Origin of the sequence: Methylobacter sp. Wu8 (assembly GCF_036440755.1) — a bacterium.
GTDB classification, from domain to species: domain Bacteria; phylum Pseudomonadota; class Gammaproteobacteria; order Methylococcales; family Methylomonadaceae; genus Methylobacter_A; species Methylobacter_A tundripaludum_A.
The window spans coordinates 39,204-61,241 of sequence record NZ_JAZGVT010000048.1 but is presented as its reverse complement, the minus strand read 5'-3'; the positions used below and the strand labels follow the sequence as shown (position 1 = coordinate 61,241).

General features: G+C 49.6%; 22 protein-coding genes. 5 read left to right on the top strand and 17 right to left on the bottom strand.

What is annotated here, in order from left to right:
• Positions 1-76: 76 nt before the first annotated feature.
• From tnpA to V3O24_RS05210, 11 genes are all read right to left on the bottom strand, one after another.
• Positions 77-520: an IS200/IS605 family transposase gene (tnpA, locus tag V3O24_RS05260; RefSeq protein ID WP_331306487.1), complete on the bottom strand. Its 444-nt coding sequence runs from the start codon at positions 518-520 to the stop codon at positions 77-79.
• A 549-nt stretch (positions 521-1,069) separates the two neighbouring features.
• Positions 1,070-1,804 carry an HNH endonuclease gene (locus V3O24_RS05255; protein WP_104423948.1) on the bottom strand — a complete coding sequence of 245 codons (735 nt, stop codon included), beginning with the start codon at positions 1,802-1,804 and terminating at the stop codon, positions 1,070-1,072.
• 258 nt (positions 1,805-2,062) lie between these two features.
• The gene (locus V3O24_RS05250; RefSeq protein ID WP_104423949.1) at positions 2,063-2,335 is read right to left on the bottom strand and encodes a DUF1640 domain-containing protein; all 273 of its coding nucleotides are present in this window, start codon (positions 2,333-2,335) and stop codon (positions 2,063-2,065) included.
• Between the two features lie 63 nt (positions 2,336-2,398).
• A complete protein-coding gene (locus V3O24_RS05245) occupies positions 2,399-3,043 on the bottom strand; it encodes an FMN-binding negative transcriptional regulator (protein ID WP_331306486.1) in 645 nt (214 codons plus the stop codon).
• Between the two features lie 4 nt (positions 3,044-3,047).
• Complete coding sequence (locus tag V3O24_RS05240) at positions 3,048-3,251, bottom strand: hypothetical protein (RefSeq protein ID WP_331306485.1); 204 nt, start codon at positions 3,249-3,251, stop codon at positions 3,048-3,050.
• 32 nt (positions 3,252-3,283) lie between these two features.
• A complete protein-coding gene (locus V3O24_RS05235) occupies positions 3,284-3,973 on the bottom strand; it encodes a CTP synthase (RefSeq protein ID WP_331306484.1) in 690 nt (229 codons plus the stop codon).
• Positions 3,974-4,028: 55 nt separating this feature from the next.
• Positions 4,029-4,907 (bottom strand): EamA family transporter, encoded by an 879-nt coding sequence (locus tag V3O24_RS05230; protein WP_331306483.1) that lies wholly within the window; start codon positions 4,905-4,907, stop codon positions 4,029-4,031.
• A gap of 216 nt (positions 4,908-5,123) precedes the next feature.
• Positions 5,124-5,603 carry an IS5 family transposase gene (locus V3O24_RS05225; protein WP_258076623.1) on the bottom strand — a complete coding sequence of 160 codons (480 nt, stop codon included), beginning with the start codon at positions 5,601-5,603 and terminating at the stop codon, positions 5,124-5,126.
• A gap of 394 nt (positions 5,604-5,997) precedes the next feature.
• Positions 5,998-6,678: a YafY family protein gene (locus tag V3O24_RS05220; protein ID WP_104423954.1), complete on the bottom strand. Its 681-nt coding sequence runs from the start codon at positions 6,676-6,678 to the stop codon at positions 5,998-6,000.
• Between the two features lie 52 nt (positions 6,679-6,730).
• Entirely contained in the window at positions 6,731-7,102 is a 372-nt protein-coding gene (locus tag V3O24_RS05215; protein ID WP_104423955.1) for a VOC family protein, read from the bottom strand.
• 152 nt (positions 7,103-7,254) lie between these two features.
• Positions 7,255-7,857, bottom strand: coding sequence for a glutathione S-transferase family protein (locus V3O24_RS05210; protein ID WP_331306482.1), 603 nt, complete (start codon positions 7,855-7,857; stop codon positions 7,255-7,257).
• Positions 7,858-8,054: 197 nt separating this feature from the next.
• Here V3O24_RS05210 and V3O24_RS05205 point away from each other — a divergent pair, with 197 nt between their 5' ends.
• The 4 genes from V3O24_RS05205 to V3O24_RS05190 all read left to right on the top strand — a co-directional run bounded on the left by V3O24_RS05205 (position 8,055) and on the right by V3O24_RS05190 (position 12,844).
• On the top strand, positions 8,055-8,516 hold the full coding sequence (locus V3O24_RS05205; RefSeq protein ID WP_104423957.1) for a hypothetical protein: 462 nt from the start codon (positions 8,055-8,057) through the stop codon (positions 8,514-8,516).
• 184 nt (positions 8,517-8,700) lie between these two features.
• A complete protein-coding gene (locus V3O24_RS05200) occupies positions 8,701-9,438 on the top strand; it encodes a hypothetical protein (RefSeq protein WP_146083345.1) in 738 nt (245 codons plus the stop codon).
• Positions 9,439-9,727: 289 nt separating this feature from the next.
• A complete protein-coding gene (locus V3O24_RS05195) occupies positions 9,728-10,417 on the top strand; it encodes a glutathione S-transferase family protein (protein WP_104423959.1) in 690 nt (229 codons plus the stop codon).
• A gap of 270 nt (positions 10,418-10,687) precedes the next feature.
• Positions 10,688-12,844, top strand: a complete 2,157-nt coding sequence (locus tag V3O24_RS05190; RefSeq protein ID WP_331306481.1) for a sensor domain-containing diguanylate cyclase — start codon at positions 10,688-10,690, stop codon at positions 12,842-12,844.
• Positions 12,845-12,857: 13 nt separating this feature from the next.
• Here the strand turns inward: V3O24_RS05190 and V3O24_RS05185 are convergent, their stop codons facing one another.
• The 6 genes from V3O24_RS05185 to V3O24_RS05160 form a co-directional block, all read right to left on the bottom strand.
• Positions 12,858-14,888, bottom strand: coding sequence for an ATP-binding protein (locus V3O24_RS05185; RefSeq protein ID WP_331306480.1), 2,031 nt, complete (start codon positions 14,886-14,888; stop codon positions 12,858-12,860).
• Positions 14,878-15,474, bottom strand: coding sequence for a DUF1638 domain-containing protein (locus V3O24_RS05180; protein WP_331306479.1), 597 nt, complete (start codon positions 15,472-15,474; stop codon positions 14,878-14,880). Before V3O24_RS05180 ends, V3O24_RS05185 begins: the two co-directional genes overlap by 11 nt.
• 133 nt (positions 15,475-15,607) lie before the next feature.
• Positions 15,608-16,636 (bottom strand): uroporphyrinogen decarboxylase family protein, encoded by a 1,029-nt coding sequence (locus V3O24_RS05175; protein WP_331306478.1) that lies wholly within the window; start codon positions 16,634-16,636, stop codon positions 15,608-15,610.
• Entirely contained in the window at positions 16,633-17,301 is a 669-nt protein-coding gene (locus V3O24_RS05170) for a cobalamin-dependent protein (protein WP_331306477.1), read from the bottom strand. The genes V3O24_RS05175 and V3O24_RS05170 overlap by 4 nt, the downstream gene beginning before the upstream one ends.
• Positions 17,302-17,312: 11 nt before the next feature.
• Positions 17,313-18,872 (bottom strand): ASKHA domain-containing protein, encoded by a 1,560-nt coding sequence (locus V3O24_RS05165; RefSeq protein ID WP_331306476.1) that lies wholly within the window; start codon positions 18,870-18,872, stop codon positions 17,313-17,315.
• 9 nt (positions 18,873-18,881) lie between these two features.
• Positions 18,882-19,940, bottom strand: coding sequence for a two-component system response regulator (locus V3O24_RS05160; RefSeq protein WP_104423964.1), 1,059 nt, complete (start codon positions 19,938-19,940; stop codon positions 18,882-18,884).
• A 300-nt stretch (positions 19,941-20,240) separates the two neighbouring features.
• Between V3O24_RS05160 and V3O24_RS05155 the strand changes: the two genes are divergently transcribed.
• A complete protein-coding gene (locus V3O24_RS05155; protein WP_331306475.1) occupies positions 20,241-21,950 on the top strand; it encodes a proline--tRNA ligase in 1,710 nt (569 codons plus the stop codon).
• The last annotated feature ends 88 nt before the right edge of the window (positions 21,951-22,038 follow it).

Here is a 22,038-nt window from a genome sequence, read left to right as displayed (position 1 = left end):
GGGGGTTGAGCGTAGCGACACCCCCGGATGGTATGGACAAAGAACCTCGACCCCGGCGGGGTCGCAGTAATTCGGGCTACAAATAATCCGGGTTATAATCGACACCGGATTTTTCCAGCATTTCAACCAACTCATCCCGGAACGATTTCATTTTATGGTGTTGTTCCTGATTGGCGATATATTTCGCCACAGCGTCCAGCCCGGACGCGCTAACGGTGAAAGCCGCATAACCTTCTTGCCATGCAAATTGCTTTTCTCCTAATGTATCATGAACCCACACGGAAGATGATTTCTTCAACTCCCGCATCAGATCGGCAAGATTGTGCGTGGATTTTAAAGACACCAGCAAATGCACATGGTCATCGATTCCACCAATTCGTTTTGAAAACCCGCCCAGTCTATGGACAATTCCACCGAGATAATCATAAAGCCGAGGACGCCATTTTGCATCTATGACGGGAGCACGGTTTTTAGTTCCAAATACGATATGGTAATGCAGGCTAAAATAGGTGGATGACATGGTGAACTTCGCTTAAATGTTGTGTTTCTGCGACCCCGTTGGGGTCGATGTTTTTTGTCTCATGCCATCCGGTCCGGGGGTGTCGCTACGCTCAACCCCCGGCTAACGGCTTGAACCCCGCTGGGGTTCAGCTTCGCCTAAAGCGCCTGCTGTCGGTATCGTTAACCCAATATTTTCGTGCGAATGTGTTGGGTTGCGGAAAGATGCAACTCAACCTACGATGCTAGCGCGAATCTGCCTTGCTGCTTTCATCCTTAGGCGTAGGCCGGAATAAGGCCATCCAAGCGCGTAGCGCGAGGTGGCGTTTCCGGCGAATTTGGATGGATGTTTGCCGGAAACACCAGTTCTCGCTGCCTACAAGCCGGACGGGGCATGTTGCCCCGTCCGAAACGTTTTGTGTTGATTAAGCTCAACCACTTTCTAGGCATTGTGGAAACGTTAGGAGCGGGGTTGCAAACCCCGCCCCGCTTGAGGAAGCGCCTACTGTTGGTATCGTTAAACCAATATTTTTGTGCGAATGGGTTGGGTGGTTCGGGTTACGCTACGCTGCTATCCGGCTGTATTTGCCATCATTTTTGTAAGCTCCTCAATTGTAAATGGCGGGTCTTTTTTATGTAGCATAGCGTGGCAGTTCGGACAAACTGGAACCATATCCAACTCTGGATTTACGATATATTCTTCGGCGATATTCGAAAGCGGAATTTTATGGTGAATATGAATATAGCCTTTCCCAATAGAACCATATTTTTGTGCAAAATCGATTTTGCATGCCGCACATGTATATCCAAGTTTTTTTATACAAATTTCTCTAGCAATAATGCTTCTCTCGTATCGGTTAGATATAGCTGCTTTTTTTGATCCTTCTGTTATTGTAGCTTCAGAAGTTGATGCATAGAGTTCATTTGTATGCTTAAGAATTACTTGTTGTGCCACCTGCACCCCTTGATTTGTTAGTGTCCATACGCCTTTACTTGCTGGCATCATGTATCTAATATATACAGAGTTTTTTGCTCTTTGCACTAAGGTTCTCCAATAAATCGCGTTTCTTCCATTTTTGTATATATCATCATACGTTCGCGTCCTTTCTATTTCAGTTAAATTGAAATAATCTGCTAGCGGTTCATAAGTGTCTTTAGCTTTGACAGCATGAACATCTCCACCATTTTCGTATATAAAGACAAGCAAAGGTTCTACAATTGCAAAAAAGTAAGGATAAGAAATTATTATTTCCCCAATATCTGATATTTTTCCTGATTTAATATCAATTGTTTCTTGTTGCTCCATCTTGGTTATTTCCTGAATTTTTTGATTATGTGGGAACTTAGCAGAGGATTGGCCTAATATAATATATACGACATCAATTGCCGTATATAAAAATTGTGCTTTCGTATATTCTTCATAAAGCCATCTAATTATTTGTTTTAATTAAGCCAACATACAGCAACAGGTCTGATGTGCAAACAAATAAGCACAGGCTCAGGTCTTGCAATCACTCATCCGATCTAACCTTAGCCCAACCGGGCATACTGTTTATACCTGCCATCAAAAAAACGCCTTCAATACCAGCGATATAACGCCGGCCAATAATGCGCCGAGCATCCATCTGTTTAACTTTAATTCGCCGTCAATACGCTCAAAACGAGAATCCAGGCGTAATTCCGTTTCTTTTAAGCGGTGGTCTAATGTCAGATTAGAAACTAAGGTATCTTGCGCCTCGGAAATTACCCGCACAACAGCCTCTGCTTGTGCCTGCGGGAAACCGGCAGATTTTAGCTTGGCTACCAGTTCAAGGGTATCAAAGGTAACGGTGGTCATGGTATTGACTCCTGCTTTTAGTTTAACGCTCAGTCTACCACGACCTGACAGACGCCGGAAACTTCAGCCGACATGGTTAACCCCGGCATCGACCAATGCGGCCATTGCCGCCGCCTCACTTTGCCCGCCGGCATTCAGCCCTTGAACAACGCTACGCCGGTTTTGTGGTGGTTGGTTTTGACTGACTTTCCACTTGCCGGTTAATCGGGTGATAACCATTTCAATACCGACCACTGCCTCAAGCAGCTTTCCGGTAAATTCCTCCGGCGCATCCGACACCGCCCACGGCTCTGGAAAAGCCGCTTCCTGTTGTTGCGTTAACGCTTCAAGCTGGGCGCGAACCCAAACGGCATCATCGATAATCCGCAAAGAACCGTAAGCATGAACTACCGTGTAATTCCAGGTCGGAACCACCTTCCCCGCTTCCTGTTTAGTCGCATACCACGACGGGCTGATATAAGCGTCCGGGCCGTGGAATATGGCCAGCGTTTCAACATCCGCCACAAGGTCGCGCCAGAGCGGATTGGCCCGCGCTATATGACCGCGTAATACGCCAAACGGTTCCGGTGTCGGCGAAAAATGCAAGGGAATGTGATTGGCGTTAATGCCGTTTGCGCCGAGCGTTACCAATGTCGCAAGCGGCCGGTTGCGGATCAGCTCGTGCATGACCTGAATATCGGGCTGTTCAAACTGTGACGGTATGTACATGGGTCTACTGAGAAATAAGAACTTCGCTGATTTGAATAACCGGCTCTATGTCCGTGTAATTGGGCATGTCGCCTTGCAGCATTGCGGCAGTCGAGGCGAACGGGGCCGCGTGGGCTTTTTGGCAAGTCCGGCAATGGCAATGAGCGACAGGCATATCGATGCTGTCGATTTCGTACTCAATGGCTCCGCATAAACAGCTACCTTTCATGTTAGTCCCCCCGTTACTTATCAACTGTATGACTATGAACGCACTACAGCTTCCAGAAAAGCCGTCACCAACGGATGCGGTCTTTCAGGCGTAGAGCGGGCTTGCGGCACGAACAACGTACCGATAAAAAACGGATGATCGGGGTGCTCAATGACGCGGATTTCACCCTCGGCATCGGCACCCGAGACATTCAACGGCCCTTGCTTCAGCTCGTCAATGCAATCGGGGTTGACCCCGAAGTTGCAGTAGTAGCGCTCTTGTGCTGACAGACTTCCGTAGATTGCCGCTACCTGGGAGTCCGGTGCAAAATTAAGCTGCATCTCGCGGCCTGCCAGCGAACAAGCCAGTTGCGAAATAAACAGGCTTGAGGCATAGGGATCGTACTCGGCATGTTGCGCGTCCTTAAAGCCTAAGACGTTCCGGGCATACTCGATCACCATATGCTGAAACCCGCCGCAGGTACCGAAACAGGGGATTTTGTTTTCCCTGGCATAGCGAATGGCTGATAGTGTAAGCTCCATGCTTTTGTAAGGGCTGCCGGGCGCAACCCATATGCCAGAATACTGTTCAAACAGCGTGGGGCTTATGTCTTCAGTTGAAACCCAATCAACAGCCACCTCCACATTGAGCAGATTCCAGGCATGCTGGATGGCCGCATCGGTGGAAATATGCGGCGGGAATGTCGGCGCGTATTCACCGAGCAAAGCGATAGCTTTAATCATGTCGTTTATTTTCCTATGGCCTGACAATCAGTTTTGATGTCCGCACCTTTTATGCTCAGGCCGGTCGGATGCGAACAGCAATGCGAGCCCCAAACAAATTGATGCATAAACCCGCAATGACCAGAACTGCGGCGTTTATCTTCCAGTCGAACAGCGGCTCTCCCAAGGCCAGCGTTGAAGCCGCAAACCCGAATACCGGCACCAGCAAGGTAAACGGCGCCACTGTCGCAGCCGGATAGCGGCTCAACAACCAACTCCATGCGGCAAATCCAAGCAGGGTCACCGGATACACCATATAGCCAATCGCGCCGACAGTCAGCCAGGAAATATGCGAAATGATTTCAGCATTCCAGCTGTTTTGTTCCAGAAAAAACGACAGAACCAACAGCGGCGGCCAAGCAACGAGGCTTGCCCAAACGACCAGCGCAAACATATCGACTTTGCCGAGCTTCTTGGAAATCAGGCTGCCTACCCCCCACGTGGCAGCGGCGGCGATAATCAGCATCAGGCCGTAAGCCGAAATTTCACCGCCGCTATTTGACGCAACCAGCCCGATTCCCGAAAATGAAACCAAGGCGCCGACGATCTGCCAAATGGATGGTTTTTCGGCCAGGAATAAGACGGCCAGCAAGACCGTGAAGAACACCTGCATCTGTAGTACCAACGACGCCAGCCCCGCTGTTGTCCCGGCGTACATGCCGGAAAACAGCAATGCAAACTGGAGCGCAAACATCACCAAGCCGAAGCCGACAACCATGCGCAATGGCGCGGCGGGGCGCTTGATAAAAAAGATAGCCGGAAACGTACAGAGGAAGAACCTGAGTGCGCAAAGCAGAATGGGCGGAATTTCTTTAAGGCCGACTTTGATCACGACAAAATTGACTCCCCAAATAGCGACGACCAATATCGCCAACGCCATGTGATGTAAACGCATAGTTCTCCAGTGGGTCTGTTATAGATAACCTCGCATTTCGACAAGCTTAATACGGACGGCTCTAGGTTCTGTTGACGTTTCATCTCAGCCATAAAAGTACCGAAGAAAACGACAACATCCCCATGTAATTAACAGCTTTTTTCTCATATCGAGTGGCAATTCTGCGGTAGTGCTTGAGCTTGCCAATCGACTACATGCCGCTCTTTATAATAGCACTCAATTGTTTCTTTCCGATTCGATTTTGGCGGGATGACGGCTTTTATTCCCCGGCATTCCAACCGCTCTCAACTCGTTTGTGTCGTAAGCCTTGTCCGCTAAAACGGCAGAGGCTTTAACGTTTTCAAGCAAGGGTATCGCTTGCTTGCATTCAGCTTCCTGGCCGCCTGTCGGGATATACTTAATCGGCATGCCTAAAGCATCGCAGAGCGCGTGGATCTTACCGCTAAAACCACCTTTGGAACGGCCCAATGCCTCATTGTCGGCAGAGCTGTTTGCCGCCCCAGCCGCGCTGGCATGCGACCTAACCACCGATCCGTCCATAGAAACATCCTGTAAATCCGAGGCTTCAGAATAATGGCCGAAGAGTTTCTCCCAGACGCCATTGGCACGCCAGCGTGAAAAACGCTTGAATATGCTATTCCACTTACCTGCGTTGGCGGCAAAACCCGCCACTGCGATCCCTAACGTAATATCCACAAGCACGCACTAATAAATTGTCTGCACGTGTCTGGCTGACCGACATGAATGCCTGTTAATTTCTTTAAGTTTGCCAATATTCGCAGCCATTCTTCATCGCTTAAATTTATCCGGTTCATTCCACTCAAAATGATCGATTCTACCGGATTAGTGGAACGTCAACAGAACCTAGCGTTGCGGTCTTCAAAACGCAACGTTGCAACTTGCGTCTAGTTATCCAGTTGTTCAGTAAATTATTCATGGTGTACGAAACATAACGTAAAAGCAAACTCGATATAAATCAATGACTAGGTTAACCGATGTCACGCACGGATAATTTTTGTCCTGTTTGTCGTGCTGCATTCCCACGTAGCGTTAGGAAGGGTTCTGGAAAAAATAAAGTTTAAAATATGCGTCACATACAGGTCATACGCTTGATAAAGTCCTGCAGGCTTTGACCTTCGATGTCTATAAATGTCGCATTTTCCGATTGGATGCTCTGAATTCTATCCAGCCGGAAATTGCGAAAATCGTCTCGTAATTCACACCAACCGACCAAGGTCCAGACGTTTCCCCAAAAATAGAGCCCCAATGGGCGGATGCGGCGCAGGCTTTGCTCGCCGTCGGCACGGCAATAGCCCATCTGTAACAAGCGTTTGTCGTCTATGGCTTTACGGCAAATATCCAGGTTAACATCCAAATCTTGGCGCTGAGAGAAGCGTAAGGAAAACAGTTTGCTGTCTTCAATCTTGGTCCTTAGTTCGGCGGGAATGACGGCGGTAATTTTGTCCAGCGCCGATTGCGCCGAGTAACCCAGTTCGGTTCCCGCCCAAGTCTTTACCATCCTCGCACCGACGACCAATGCCTCGATTTCGTCCGACGTAAACATGATCGGCGGAATGTCGATGGAGTGCCGCAGCATATAGCCGACGCCGGCTTCGCCCTCAACCGGAACGCCGGACAGACTGAGATCCTGAATGTCCCGATAAATGGTGCGCTCGGATACCTCCAGGCGTTCGGCAAGCGTCTTGGCGGTGACCAGGCGCTTGTTGCGCAGGATTTGTACGATTTGAAATAAACGGTCGGCGCGTCGCATGTTTTTGGGTAGGAGGCGGCCGATGCTCCGGCCGCCTGTTGATCAATTATGATTAGGACGCTGAATACAAACCAAGCCGGTTGCCTTCGCTATCCAAAAACATCGCGAAGTAGCCGCAGTCGCCGTCATGAATCGGCGTTTTGGGCATGAGCACACTGCCGCCGTGTTGAACGACCCTATCCAGAGGAACGCTTAAATCCTCGCCGCCGTTGAAATAAATCACTGCGCCGGTTTGGCTGGGTTGGTAATGTTCTCCCTGCATTAGCATACCGCTGACGGCGCCTTCTTCGGCGTCGAAAATCGCCAATTGATAACCGCCCATTTCCTCGTCTTTAAAAGTGGCTTGCAGAACATTTTGGTAAAAGTCTTTAGCGCGTTGCATGTCGGTGACCGGAATTTCAAACCAAGTTGCTACATTGTTCATTTTTATCTCCGTATTTTAAGTGTTAACGAGCGGCTATGGTATGACAGCCTTCCTGACAGCGTGGTGTCAGTAGTGTTTACATGTTTGACAATTTCTTAAGCGATCCCGGATCGAACCCTATGCGGCCCAGAATTGCCATCATACTTGTTCGCTCAGGCTGTCCCAATGCCCGGCATGGCGATATAACCGGGTAAGTTTTCCACCCTTTTTAGCCATGCCCGAACCGACGGATAGGCGTCCAGAGCGATTCCGCCTTCCGGCGCCAGCCCTACATAGGGATAGCAGGCAATGTCGGCAATTGTCGCCCGTTCGCCGGCCAGCCAGAGATGGCCGGATAAGCGCTGCTCTAATACCCTCAACCCTTGTTTGCCCAGTGCTTGGGATTGCTCGATGTCCCAGGGTCTGTTGAATTTTTTCGCTGCCCGAGCCCTGGCGAGTCCGTAGAGAATTTCGTTTTGCGACAGACTCAGCCACTGCATGACTTCGGCCATGGCTATGGCGTCAAGCGGAAGCCAGCATTCCCCGCCATAGCGGCGCGCCAGATACAGCAAAATAGCCGACGAGTCCCAGATAACCGTGCCTCCGTCATCCAATACCGGCAGCTGGCCGCGCGGATTCAGTTGTAAGAACGCGGCGGTTTTATTCTCGCCTTGCCCTAAATCGACCGGCGCCGATTCGTAAGCCAATTCGAGCAAGGCGCACAACAATCTGACTTTGTAGCAGTTGCCGGACAGTTCCATATCGTAAAGTTTCATCGTTTGTCCTTGATCATGGTGGATCGATAGTCGTTATTTCACGTCCAGTTGCCGAGGCGTTAACGGCGTAGATCGCTGAATAGTAACTGGGCGCTTTTCTTGTATAAACTAATCGCGCATCCGCGTCAAAAACAATACCGCTGGCATGTCAATTGCTACGGAGTTATCCGTGAATAACCGCATTTGAGGCGTCCCCGATGGAAATCAAGCCCTATACAGCCCTTACAATTATCTCTAGTTCGCCACAACAGCGGCAAGTTTCCGCCGGTGCTACGGAAACATCTGCCGCTTTTACGGCCAGCCTTGCCGACAAGGCCACTATTTCCCAAGCCGCACGAGACCGATTAGCAGAAGAAGCCAAGGGTGAGCGCACCTACGATTTCACCAATATAGCGCCGAACGATATGTTGAACGCCATCAACAGTCTGATAAAAAATGGCGAGATGTCGCTGGATGAATCCAGCTCACTCTTGGCTTTTGCACCGCTGACCGAATTGAATGCTGCGATGGGCAAACCCGGCAGCACAAATCAGCCAATAAATTTATTCTCCGGTTTGGAAAAAATGATTGCCTTTAATAAGTCTATTCATAACGACGCAGGCGCCATTTATGCCCAGAAAGCACTTTCTGCGCTTAAGCGCCTTGACGGTGAGTATTGATAGGTCGATTGCCTTGTGTATGGGGAGGGAATGCTGATTTTCATTGTTGCCTGAATTAACTGGAAAAGTCTTCACGATAGCTTGACCAAAGCAATCATAAGTAAACGAAGTCCCTTGAAACACCAATAATGACGCGCTACAAAATTTCTTGGCGCCATTTTGTAATCAAAATCAGGAGTCTGATATGTCAAATTTAAATGTAAGCAACGCAGCTACTGCTTCAACTGTAACATCGGCAAGTAACACAGCAATGAATGGCCAACAAAAAGTGACTACTGATTTTCAGTCAACCTTGGAAAAAGCAATGCAAGCCGAAAATACAGCACAGACGTCCTCTGATCTCAAAATGAGAATGAAGGATGGCAAAGTCGTTGAACTTAAGAATTATCGGCGTTTAAATTTTGAGCCCGTGACTGTTGAGTCGGTACAAAAAAAGCTAGGCCTTAGCCAAGAAGAGGCGGAAGCGGAATTTGCAAGAATGGCGGCTGAGCATAAAAAATTGTGGGCCGAGCATGACAAACTTGAAAAAGAACATGCGAAAGCAGCGGAGGAAGCAAGTTCACCTGAAGGACAGAAGAAATACCTGATGTCCAAAGAAGTAGAAGCGGTGGCGCGCGATGCTACAGGCAATATAGTTGCAAAGCTCTACAAAGACGGTAGTTTTTTTTGCAGTAACCGGTTAGCTGGGGTTGTAAGTGAATTTTTGGACGGCCGTTCACATGCGCAAGCCATGCAGAAAATAGCAAAACAACCGAACGTGGTTGTCACTCATTACAAAAGCAAGGTAACGGACTTCGATCTTTTGCCGGAGCAAATTGCTAACGACAGAAAACAATATCTGCTTTATCCAGAGTTCTATCGCGAACATAGGGCTTCAATAGAAGAAGTTATGGCGTTGAGAGAGCGTATTTTGGCCCTTTAAAAACTGGTCCTCTGAAAAGGAACTTACAATATTTTCCATTCTCGACAGCTGTTTTTCCAGTTAAGGCGGTCAGTGAGCATTCTAAAAACAGTCGTGCAAAGATTGCATACCGTCCAACAATCAATACGATATGAGTGTCTGTTTGGCGATTTTTTACATTAAATAATGAAACTTGAACGGTCTGTTTCAGGGGGAATACCCGTCAATATTGACGGACAGCGTTGCACCCTTGCGCGGCCTGCCGAGCTCACGCCGTGCCTCTAAACCTAAACCAAAGGATAATTCATTCATGCTGGAACTCTACATTGCTAACAAGAACTACTCATCCTGGTCATTAAGGCCGTGGGTGCTGATGCGCGAACTCGAAATCCCGTTCGTTGAACATTTAGTGCCTTTCAGCGACAACCAGAGATCAAACGCGTTTCGCACTTTTTCGCCCAGCGGAAAAGTGCCGTGTCTAATTGACGGCGCTACCGTCGTCTGGGATTCATTGGCTATCGCTGAATACTTGGCAGAGCGGACGCCGCAAGTCTGGCCGGCCGATACAACGGCACGGGCTTGGGCGCGCAGTGCGACTGCGGAGATGCACTCGGGGTTTCAGGCCTTGCGTAGTTTCTGCACGATGAATTGCGGCCTAAGAGTACGCATCGACTCGAACTCCCCAGCTTTGAACAAGGATCTGGCTCGGCTCGACGAACTATGGCGCGAGGGTCTTTCCCGTTTTGGCGGTCCGTATCTAGCGGGACAATCATTCACCGCCGTGGATGCGTTTTTCGCGCCTGTCGCATTCCGCGTACAGACTTATGGGCTGTCCATGATTGATGGCTCCCTGCTATACGCCAAGCGCCTGCTGGAATTGCCTTCCATGCAGGATTGGTATGCCGCAGCCCTGAGTGAAACGTGGAGGGATGATGCGCAGGAGGAGACAGCGCGAAATGCCGGAATTTGGTTGAACGATTACCGTGCAATTGATGCGTAGTGTACGATAAATAGGTTAGGCGTCCGGCCGGGTTTGTTGCATCGAATAAAGACACGATTGGGTGTCTCGAAAACTTGTTCCGTCCATGCTCTCCAAATTAACAATTTAAAATCAAAGGGCATATATTTAAAGTCCTTCGACTGCGCTCAGGAGAACCTTATCGAACCATGAGCGAAATCAATTTATTCGGCGCTTCTCTAACGAGCCAATACTCTTCATTTTAGAGCCGGTCGCCGCATGAAGTACAGCGCAGTACTCAGGCATCAGCGTATGTTGAAACGGACTTATGGGCTACAGGACTGGAAAGCCGCGCCGAACGGGTTTACTATTGGCTTGAAGACAGGATGCAGGGGCGTTAATTTAAGCCTCGTTTACACCAAACTCAGGACAGCAGCCGATGAACAACAGGATTATGTGCCGGAGCGCCAAGCAATACACAGCCTGTGCAAGCCGATGGTAAGCCCTAAAAAACACAGGCTTAGACTTCCGGTATTTTCTACCGGCGGGAAAGTCGTTTTTATTATCTCCCTGTTCGTACTGATTTCGGTATTGCTGGGCGGCATGATTTTTTGGTACGGCAATATTTTCGACGGCGTGCGCTCCTACGTCAGGGGCGAAGGCTTGTGGGCCAAAGCGCAAAAGGATGCCGTATTCTATCTGGACAGTTATTCCTATAATCACGCGGAAACCGATTACAACGCTTATCAAGAAGCCCTAGAGGTCATCAAGGGCGATAAAAACGCCCGATTGGCGTTACTGGAATCTCCCCCAAACTACGAAGAAGCCAGAAAAGGCTTTCTGCTGGGACAAAACCACCCGGACGATATCGATTCAATGATCGGGTTCTTTTTAACATTCCAGCGCATTTCCTACATGCGCGACGCTATCGCTACCTGGCAATCCGCCGATCAAACCATCGACGAATTGAAGCAGCTAAGCGAGCAAATTCGAACTGAAATCAACGCACCAAACCGCAATACAGGGAAAATATCCGAATTGAGGCAACGCTTGCAGCATCTCAACGACCGGCTTCATCAGCTGGAAAACCGCTTTTCGCTGATTCTGGGTGAAGGGGCAAGATGGGTCAAACAAACGACATGGCGCATTACCGTGCTGGCACTGCTTATCTTTACCGGTATCGGACTATGGGTCAGCCGTCAGATCATCAAGGGAATCACCAAAGCGGAGCAGCAGCTGACTATCAGCGAATTGCGGTTCCGCAGACTCAAGGAATCGAATACGATCGGCATTATTTCCTGGAGAATGGACGGCAGTATCGAGGAAGCGAACGATCTGTTTTTAACTATGCTCGGCTATGACCGATCGGATATTTCGGCCGCCGCCATCAACTGGCGGGAGATTACGCCGGTTGAGTTTCAGCGCCGGGATCAACAAGCCGTCAATGAGCTGTTAACACAGGGGCGATGCGAGCCTTTCGAGAAAGCCTTGATCCATAAACAGGGACATTGGGTGCCGGTATGTATTGGCGCGGCGATGCTCGACAACAATCAGGAGCAAGGCGTCGCCTATGTGATGGATCTGAGCGAACATAAAAAAGCGAAGCAGCAGTTACAATTGGCGGCAACGGTTTTTGCCAGCAGCAGCGAGGGGATTTTGATTACCGATTCATCGGCCCACATCGTTTCGGCCAACCAAGCGCTTTGCGCGATGACCGGATACGACGAAAGCGAATTATTGGGCCAGCCTCCGTCGATCCTGCAATCGGGTTATACCGCCGACGAAGACTATAACCGAATGTGGGAGTCGCTGAATCAAACCGGCCAATGGCAGGGCGATATTATCGACCGGATGAAAAACGGCGACTTAATACCGATGAGAGTCAGCATTAATCAGGTAAAAAACACCGATAACCAAATCACGCATTATGTCGCCATCATGTCGGATATTTCCGAACACAAGGCAAAAGAAGAGCATTTGCGCCATATCGCTTATCATGACCCTTTGACCGGATTGGCCAACCGGGTGCTATTCGACGACCGGCTTGAGCATGCCATTAAAGTGGCGGCGCGCAACAACACCCAATTTGCCGTGTTGTTTCTGGACTTGGATAAATTCAAGCCGGTTAACGATCTGTTCGGACATAAGGTCGGGGACCGGCTATTGCAAAAAGTGGCCGACCGACTCACCCGCAGCGTCCGCGAAACCGATACGGTCACCCGCTTGGGCGGCGACGAATTCGTCATACTGCTCGAGAATGTCAGCAACCGGGAAATGGTGGAAAAACTGCTTAACCAGATTATCGACACAATAAGCAACGCTTACCGTATTGATGATTACGATATAGAAATTGGCGTGAGCGCCGGAATCGGCCTTTATCCGGGCGATGGAACCGACGCTAAAACGCTGCTGCATCATGCGGATACAGCAATGTACGAAAGAAAAGGGGCAAAAGGATCGTGCGCTTAAACATCCCTGCCAATTATAAAATGCCGGTATCGCCTAGCCATTGAGCAAGCCCTTCAAAATCGAATTGATTGACCCGCTCCGACAACACATCGGCTAACGGCGCATCCAGTGCTTTAACTTGTTCGATTACCGCCAAGCTGTGCTCTATATCCAGGCACATGACCGCTTGCCGCAATTCGGACAGCAGCTCTTCGGGCAACTGCTTCAAGCACTGGCTATACTGCCGAGTAAACAATTGCTCGGCAGCGTTTTTCTCATTAACCGGCTCATCGTAAATAAAACGCACGCCTAAATACGTTGCCATGGCATCGAAAATCTCGGCATCGCGATAGGGTTTGCCGACAATGCCGTTGACGCCCGCATTTAAAAACTCCTGCCGTTGTTCCGCAAAAATCGATGCGGTGACTGCAACAATTTTCACGTTACCGCCATCCGGCAAAGCGCGGATTTTTTGCGTGGCAGTGATGCCGTCCATAATGGGCATGCGTCTATCCATCCAAATAAAATCCGGCTTCCAGCGCTTAAATTGTTCTACGCCTTGCTGACCGTTCACCGCTTCCCGCACTTGAAAACCGACCGCTTCCATCAACTTTTTCAGCAACAGCCGATTTTCCAATTGATCCTCGACAACCAGAACGCGGTAAACGGGCTGTCCCGCCGCTAATCCCAGCACTCGCTTACCATCGAAAACGGATTTGTTGATAATCTCCGATTCGCCGACCTTGGCGACGGGCAAGGTCAAGATAAAAGACGAGCCCTTGTCCAATTCACTGGTCACGGTAACTTGGCCGCCCATTAATTCAGCATATTGCTTGGTAATCCGCAAACCTAGGCCGCTGCCTTGCTGATCGGATTCCCTGCCGACCTGGACAAAGGTATCAAAAACAAACGGCAGATCCTGCTCGGCAATGCCGATGCCGGTGTCTTTAACCTCGCAGGTGAGTATGCATTGCCCAGTATCGGGCGAGTTTTCAGCCGTTAGGCGCACAATAACGCGGCCCTTTAATGTGTATTTAATCGCATTACCGACCAGGTTCAGTAAGATTTGCCGGAATTTTGCCTCATCGCTATTCACAAAGCGCGGAAAACTGGACGATTGGTCCAGCAACAATTCCAGGCCTTTGGCTTCGGCGCGTTCGTGCATCATGTCAATGGTGTCGCGAACTAACGCACCCAGGTCAAAATTACCGTTTTCAATAATCACACGCCCCGCTTCAATTTTCGCCATATCCAGCACATCGTTAATCAGCCCCAGCAAATGCTTGCCGCTGTTGTTAATGATGTTCAGCGTCTCGCGTTGCGTTGAACTGAGGTCGCTGTCTCTTTGCATTAGCTGAGAAAACCCCAGCACGGCGTTCATCGGCGTGCGTAATTCATGGCTCATGTTAGCCAGGAATACACTTTTGGCCCGGTTCGCCGCTTCCGCTTCATTTTTTGCCGCAACTAAGTTCCGCTCGGTTTGCTTGCGAATGAGGATTTCTTGCTGCAATAGATTGTTGACGTGTTGCAGACGGGTGTATCCGAGAATCTCGTTTTTCAATACCAGCGCGGCGTAATTAAAAAACAGCGGCAATTGGCTGTACAAATCGCGCATAGCGATATGCAGGCTTTCTATTTTAAACACGCCGATCACTACCGAACCGACTTTGAGCGGATAAATCCATGTATACGCATGGGTGAAAGCCGGCGTCAGCATTTGGGTATCGTTAAAATCATGCTGATATTCGCTGGCGTCGCCGGTGGCGAAAGCGCTGATAACACGCTCGTCATCCGGTTGTTGCAATTGTTTTTTCACGCCATAAACATCGGCATAAAAAATATCGGCATCGATTTTGTAATACAGGACCAAGTTGGCTCCGCCGATGACATCGACAATCGAACGCAACATATTGTCGATGACATTTTCCAAGCCCGAGGCTTCACTCATTTTGCTCATCAACTGCATGACCAGTTGTTGATTGGATTTGTCCAAAGCGAGTTTGGTCGCGCGTTGTTTAAGTTTATTCCACTCGGCAGCGGGGATGGTGATCAGTTCATTGGGCATGCAGGCTATCCAATTTACGGCTGATGGCCGCTTGCAAGACGTTTTCGAGATGATCCAAGCTTACATCGCGCCATTGCAAAGGCAAGTCCAGCATGGCGCTGATGTGCAGGGCTTTTTGGCTAAAATCGCCGGATTGCGGCGTGCGCAGGCACAGCAGGTAACGGTGCTGGTCATGAAAAATATCGCGGATTACATCGATATTCGAGCCGAAGGTTTTGGCAATAACGGCATCCCAATTGCGCGCCCAGTCATCCAATAAAAAGTACGCGCCTTGAGTCAGTTCCCGATTGAATTCTTCCGCCCCCAGCAGCATTTCGATGCAGTTTTGTCCCGCTGTTCGCAGAGTGCGCGCCTCATTCAGCATAGTATCCATTCCCGGATGGCAGGCCCCGTAAAAGACAATGGTTTGTTCATCCGCATGCCTGGCTAAGCCTGTGTGTAAAGCGCCGGCCAAGCGTTTGAAGTTAATGTGCAGCGAAGCGGGCAGAAAATCCGTTGCCAACGGCCAGTTATTTTTTGCAATTAAATAACCGACTTCTTTTTGCAAAATGCCGCAGCCGACCAGGCTCAGTGTTGATGTTGACATATACAATTTCAGCCGCAGATCGACAGATAAGGCGAAAAAATCCGAGCGTCAACACGCCCGCCCTTAGTCTTTCGTCTTTCGCCTTTCGCCTCACTCTTGATAATGCCCATCCGCGTAATCCGTGGCCGAACAATTAACATTGCCCAAACTCATAAACACTATCCAACATCGCCCGAATATTGCGTTCAGGAATTTTGTACGGCATCAGGATCGTGCCGAAAAGGAATTTACCGCCCGCCATGCCCGCCTCCAACATGCGTTTCACCTCTTGCCTGATTTGCTCCTCCGACCAATCAATCAGCTTAATATCATTGATAACCCCGCAGGTCAGGCCGCGGCCGTTGATGATTTGTTTTCCTGCCGCAATATCATCCAAAGGGCTTAAATAATAAGTCTCGATGCCGATTTGCGAAATAATGGCTTCTATGACCTGATTAAAACGCGCCCCGCCGCAGTAATAGACGATGCCTTGCGTGCCTGCGCTTAAATCCTGTTTCATCCACGGTATGCCCGTTTTGATGATGTATGGCAGCGGCACAAAATCGGTGGAACCGAACGGGTTGGCGTAAACGATCACATCGACGCCCAACTCCCTCAATGCGGCGATATGACGCTGACAAAATAAGGAGCATTTGGCCAATAGCTCATCGCGCACTTCCGGCGGTCCCATGAACAATAACTCAAACCATTTATCCATGCCCATTAACAAGGCGGGCAATGCCATGGCGGCGGTCACATAGCCGCAAATCGGATAACGCCCGCCCACTTCCCGCTTCAGGATTTGCAGGCATTTCAGTTCCTCGGCAAAAACGGGGTGATGAATAATATCGTCAGGAATTTCCAGCCGGTGAATATCGTCATAAGACTGAATAACAAAATGCTCAACATTCGGCGGGCCGTCGGGCGAAAACAAAATCTTTCGACAGCCCAATAATTCCGCCTCCTTGCCGACATAAAACAAGCTCCATACGTTATCGTAACCGTATTTCTCGCGCATTTTCAGTTGCCCTTCGGCAACGTATTCACCGCTTTGATAATAATCGTACAAAGAAGCCAAGCCCAATTCTTTAGCGCCTTGATCCAGCAAATTGCAAAACACGGGAATCCGATCCGCCTTTTCGCCCTTTATTGCCGCAACCAATCTATCCATTCCAGTCATCATTTGTGCATCCCCTCGATTAAATCTTTAATGACTTTTCCTGCTGAAATACCGTCGCTTGCCCAAGCGTCCGCCCGGACAACTTTATAAAGTTCCGTATCCCATGTGTAAGGCGCGCCGCCGACAATGATTTTAATGCGATCTTCTAATCCGCGCTCCTTGAGCAATTGCCGTACTGCAAGACAGCCCTGTTCACTGCGGGCTGTATGCACCATCATCGAAGAAATGGCGATAATGCCGGCGTCATGTTCCAGCGCAGCATCGACAAAGCGCTCGGCGCTGACATTAACGCCCAAATCAATCACGTCAATCATCAACGAACGCAAACAGCCGCTGACGATGCGCTTACCCAGCGTATGCATATCGCCGTGTGATGTGCCAATGATTACGCGGCCAATGGTTTCCGGGCTTGTTTGAAACCGCGCGACCATTTCGTCGGTGACTTGGGAGGCGATTTGCGAAGCCATGAAATGCTGGGCGAGATTGGCGTCAAAATCTTCGCTGATGGCTTTAATCATCATTTCCATCGAAGGAATCACCACTTTAAAAACAATCTCCTCGGGCGTAACGCCTTGGGCGATTGCGTCGTGAATGACCTCGAACGCTTTATCTCGATCCGTATCGAAAACGGCTTCGCTATAAGCTGCGATAACTTTTTCCAGCATCATAAAACTCTCGGTTAAGCTAACAGCATCGGCTGCAAATAAAGATTATCGACAAAAACATCTTCATACCCGTCAACTTGCGACAAATTAACTATTTCAACGCAACGCTTCAATTCATTTAACTGCTCATCCCGATTAGAACTTGAAAGCAATTGCTCGCATCCCATTAACGCCGTATTGCCGCACAATTCGACTCTTTCAGGCGCGCAATCGGGCAATAAACCTATGGCTTGAGCCTGTGGAATATTTAAAAACCGCCCAAAAGACCCCGCAATGCATAACCGGGTTAAATCCGCCGATGTCGCACCTGCGATGCCAATCAGTTTACTGATACCGGCTCCTGTGGCCGCTTTGGCGCGCTGAAAAATATCAATATCCTGTTTTTTAACAGTAACACGATAATTCAGATTGACTAACTCGATTTCCAATTCCGAATCCGCCTGAACAAAGCGGCCGTTTTTTTTCAGTTGTCCCGATGCCAGCAGGCATGCCATCACATCGCATAAGCCCGAACCGCATAATCCTTTAATCTCGCTGGTATCGTTTACTGTACCGATTAATTCACCGCGAAACTCGCCTGTCGCGGCGTCATAATTAACATGACTAATCGCGCCCTGCTCGGCGGCAACGCCGCAGCTAATGCCGCAACCTTCAAACGCGGGGCCGCCGGGAACTGACGTGATCCATAATTTGTTCCGATGCCATAAAGCCATCTCGGTGTTGGTGCCAAAATCAACAAACAACGCACTCCCCTCACTCTGCGCTAAACCCACAGCCAATAAGCCAACTAACAGATCGGAACCGACAAAACCCGCTACGGGCTGAACGACGGAAATAGGAATTTGCGTTTGCCCCAATGTCGAAAAATCTAAGGAGCAATCGATGGCTTGCGTCCAGTACGCCGGCTGTAATAATTGCTCAACATGCTTGTTCGCCAACAACACCAACATCGCGGTATTGCCGACCAGCAAGATTTCGGTAATGCTCAATTGATTAGTGTCTGCCCACTCCGTGAGCACACTCTCCACCGTGTCCTGTATCAGCTCGCTCATCGCCGTCCCTGCGGCCTTATCCGTCGCAGCGGCGTTCAAGCGGTTGAGTATGTCCGTGCCGTAATAAGCTTGCGGATTAAATCCGCAATAGCCTGCAATACGGCGTCGATGGACGCTATCCCATAGGCTGATTCGCAACTGCGTTGACCCCAAATCGACTGCCGCAGCATACCGGGCATTAGCCGCCAGTGGCGAATGCACGGTCAAGTTATCCAACGCATCGATAGCCAGCGGATTAATCAGGGTAACGCTTGCGTGGTCAAACAACCTGATTTGACAGGCCAGACGGATGCCTTGAGCGATCTGGCCGGCGCTAAGCCGCCGATGTTCATACTGTGTCAGCTCGCCGGTCCGGCCCTGGTCGATACGCACCAGACACAGGCCGCATGTACCCTTGCCCTGACACGCTGACCGTACCCGTGTATGTTCAGACATCGCCAACAATTTGAATACGTTGGCAGAGGATGTAAAGGGAATATCGGCGATGTGTTGATGGTTTAAGGCAACGGATAGTATGGGCATTTTGCTCGGCTATTCAGCTGTCGTATATTTGTTTCGGATAACGATAAAGTCATCCAAATGGTCAAAAAACAGCGTAACCATATCAGGGTCAAAATGCCGGCCGCGTTCTTGTTGAAAAATCTCTAAAATCTCTTCCAAACTCTTCGACGGCTTATAACAGCGCATAGCCCCCAGTGCGTCGAACACATCGGCGACCGCGGTAATGCGCCCGGCCACGCTGATTTCTTCGCCTTTAATGCCATAGGGATAGCCGGTACCGTCCCATTTTTCATGATGTTCCAGCGTAATCGTCGCGGCCAGTTTAAATAGGGGGCGTTGCGACACACTGAGCATCTGATAACCCAAATGGCTGTGCGTTTTCATGGTCGCCCATTCTTCGTCGGTCAACGCTCCCGGCTTATTCAAAATGCTGTCGGGAATAGCGACTTTACCGATGTCGTGCATGGAAGCCGCCTGTTTCATCAGGTCTAACTGTTCAAAACCGTATAATTTTGCCAATAAATACGAATATTCGGCGACACGTTTTACATGCTGCCCCGTTTCGTGCGAACGGGTTTCGCAAACCTGCCCCATCGTAAAAATAAGTTCTTGCTGGGTATCGATGATTTCCTGATTCAAGCCCTCGATTTCACGGATGCCCAGCACTATTTGCGCTTCCATGTCGTCTTCATAGGCTTTTAAACGCAAATGGGTGGCGACCCGGGCTTTTACTTCTTCAAATTGAAAAGGTTTATTAATGTAATCGAGAGCGCCCACATTAAAGGCCTGGATTTTATCGGCAACATCATTTAAGGCGCTGATAAATAGCACAGGAATATTCTTGGTTTCAGGATTGTTTTTTAACGCCGCGCAGACCTCATAACCGCTCATTTCAGGCATTTTAATATCCAGCAGGATCAAGTCCGGCTTTTTTGCCGCAACCGCTTGCAGGGCCATAGCGCCGTTGCTGGCGGGGCGTACTTTATAGCCTTCTTCTTTCAAAAGCGTCGATAATAGCTGCAAATTCGCCAATGTATCATCGACAATTAAAATATCCGCTGCGTATTCCAAAGGTAAACCTTTAACCATAATCTTAGTAAGCCTAAAAATTTTTTATGAAAAATAACACGTAGCGCGGAAACAATAAACCAACTTGATGAATCAATATTTTTCCAAAAGCAAAAAACCTTCATTTTCGTGAGCGATTGACAACCTCACGTCAAATTGTCTGACAAGAATGGCGCGTTAAAGCCCCCATACTGTAAATAAATGCCGATAATAATATCGGCAACAAACCGGCCGCCTGAATTGATTACGATAACGGGATGACTAAACCGGCATTAAATCGGTAAAATAGCGGTTTTTCATTGTCCAGCTCCTTAAAACATAATGCGCACTACTCAATTCCCGCTCAATACCGTTAAAGAAACGCCTGCTGATGCCGAAATAGCCAGCCACCAACTGATGATCCGCGCCGGCCTGATCCGCAAACTGGCCGCCGGTCTTTACACTTGGTTGCCCTTGGGACTGAGGGTCATGCGCAAGGTCGAAAAAATCACCCGCGAAGAAATGGAAAAAACCGGCGCGCTGGAAGTGTTGATGCCCGGCCTGCAACCGGCCGAACTGTGGCAGGAAACCGGACGCTGGGAACAATACGGCCCGGAACTGGCGCGGTTAAAAGACCGTCATGACCGCGATTTTTGCTTAGGGCCCACTCACGAAGAAATCATTACCGATCTGGCGCGCAACGAGATCAAAAGCTACAAGCAGCTGCCGATCACTTATTATCAAATCCAATCCAAATTCCGCGACGAAATCCGTCCGCGTTTCGGTGTGATGCGTTCGCGCGAGTTTATCATGAAAGACGCCTATTCCTTTCATTTGGATCATGAATCGTTGCAACTCACTTACGATGCGATGCATCAGGCTTATACCAACATCTTTAATCACTTAGGTCTAAAGTTTCGCGCGGTAGTCGCCGATTCCGGCTCTATCGGCGGTGCGGTATCGCATGAATTCCATGTATTGGCCGATTCCGGCGAAGATGCGATTGCGTTCTCAACTGGCAGCGGCTATGCGGCCAATGTTGAAAAAGCCGAAGCGGTGATGCCCGCAGGTTCTCGCGGCGCAGCTACCGAAGCGTTGACGCTGGTTGACACGCCCAACCAGCACAGCATCGAAGAAGTCTGCGGTTTTTTAAACATCCCCGCCACGCAATGCCTTAAGACTCTGATCGTTAAGGGCGAAGAAGACACGTTGGTTGCGCTGCTGTTAAGAGGCGACCATAACCTTAATGAGATTAAAGCGATAAAAATCGACGGCATCGCCTCGCCGCTTGAATTCGCCGGCGACGAGCAAGTCTTCAGCGCCTGCAACTGCAAACCCGGCTCTATCGGCCCAATAGGCTTGAACATCAAGATCATCGCCGACCGTAGCGTGACCTTGATGTCCGATTTCGTTTGCGGCGCGAATCAGGACGGCAAGCATTATAAAGGCGTTAACTGGGAACGCGATTTGCCTGTACCGGACCACATTGCCGATCTTCGCATGGTGGTCGAAGGCGACCCCAGCCCCGACGGCAAAGGCCAAATCACGCTGGCTCGCGGTATCGAAGTCGGCCACATCTTCCAGCTGGGCACCAAATACAGCGAGGCGATGAAAGCCGGCGTCATCAACGAAGGCGGCAAAAACCAGATTATGACTATGGGCTGTTACGGCATCGGCATTTCCCGCGTGGTCGCAGCCGCGATCGAGCAGAACCATGACGATAAAGGCATCGTCTGGCCGGCCAATCTTGCGCCTTTCCAGGTGGCGCTCTGCCCGATGAACATGCACAAGTCCGAGCGCCTGAAAGAAGCCTCGGAGAAGTTGTACCAAGACTTGCTGGCTGCCGGAATCGATGTATTGTTCGATGACCGAAAAGTCCGCGCCGGTTTTATGTTTTCCGACATGGAACTGATCGGCATCCCGCACTGCATCGTGGTAGGCGATCGCGGCCTCGATTCCGGCACGGTTGAATACAAGGCCAGAACGGCCGAGACAAACGAGGAAATCCCGTTTGCGGAGGTTATTGATTTCTTAAAGGCTAAGCTGGCTTAAAAACTGGCAATTGTTCACCACGAACGACCGCACGGATGCGGGAGGTAGAGCAATGCAGGAGCAATTGCCGAGACACAAAGTTTTTATC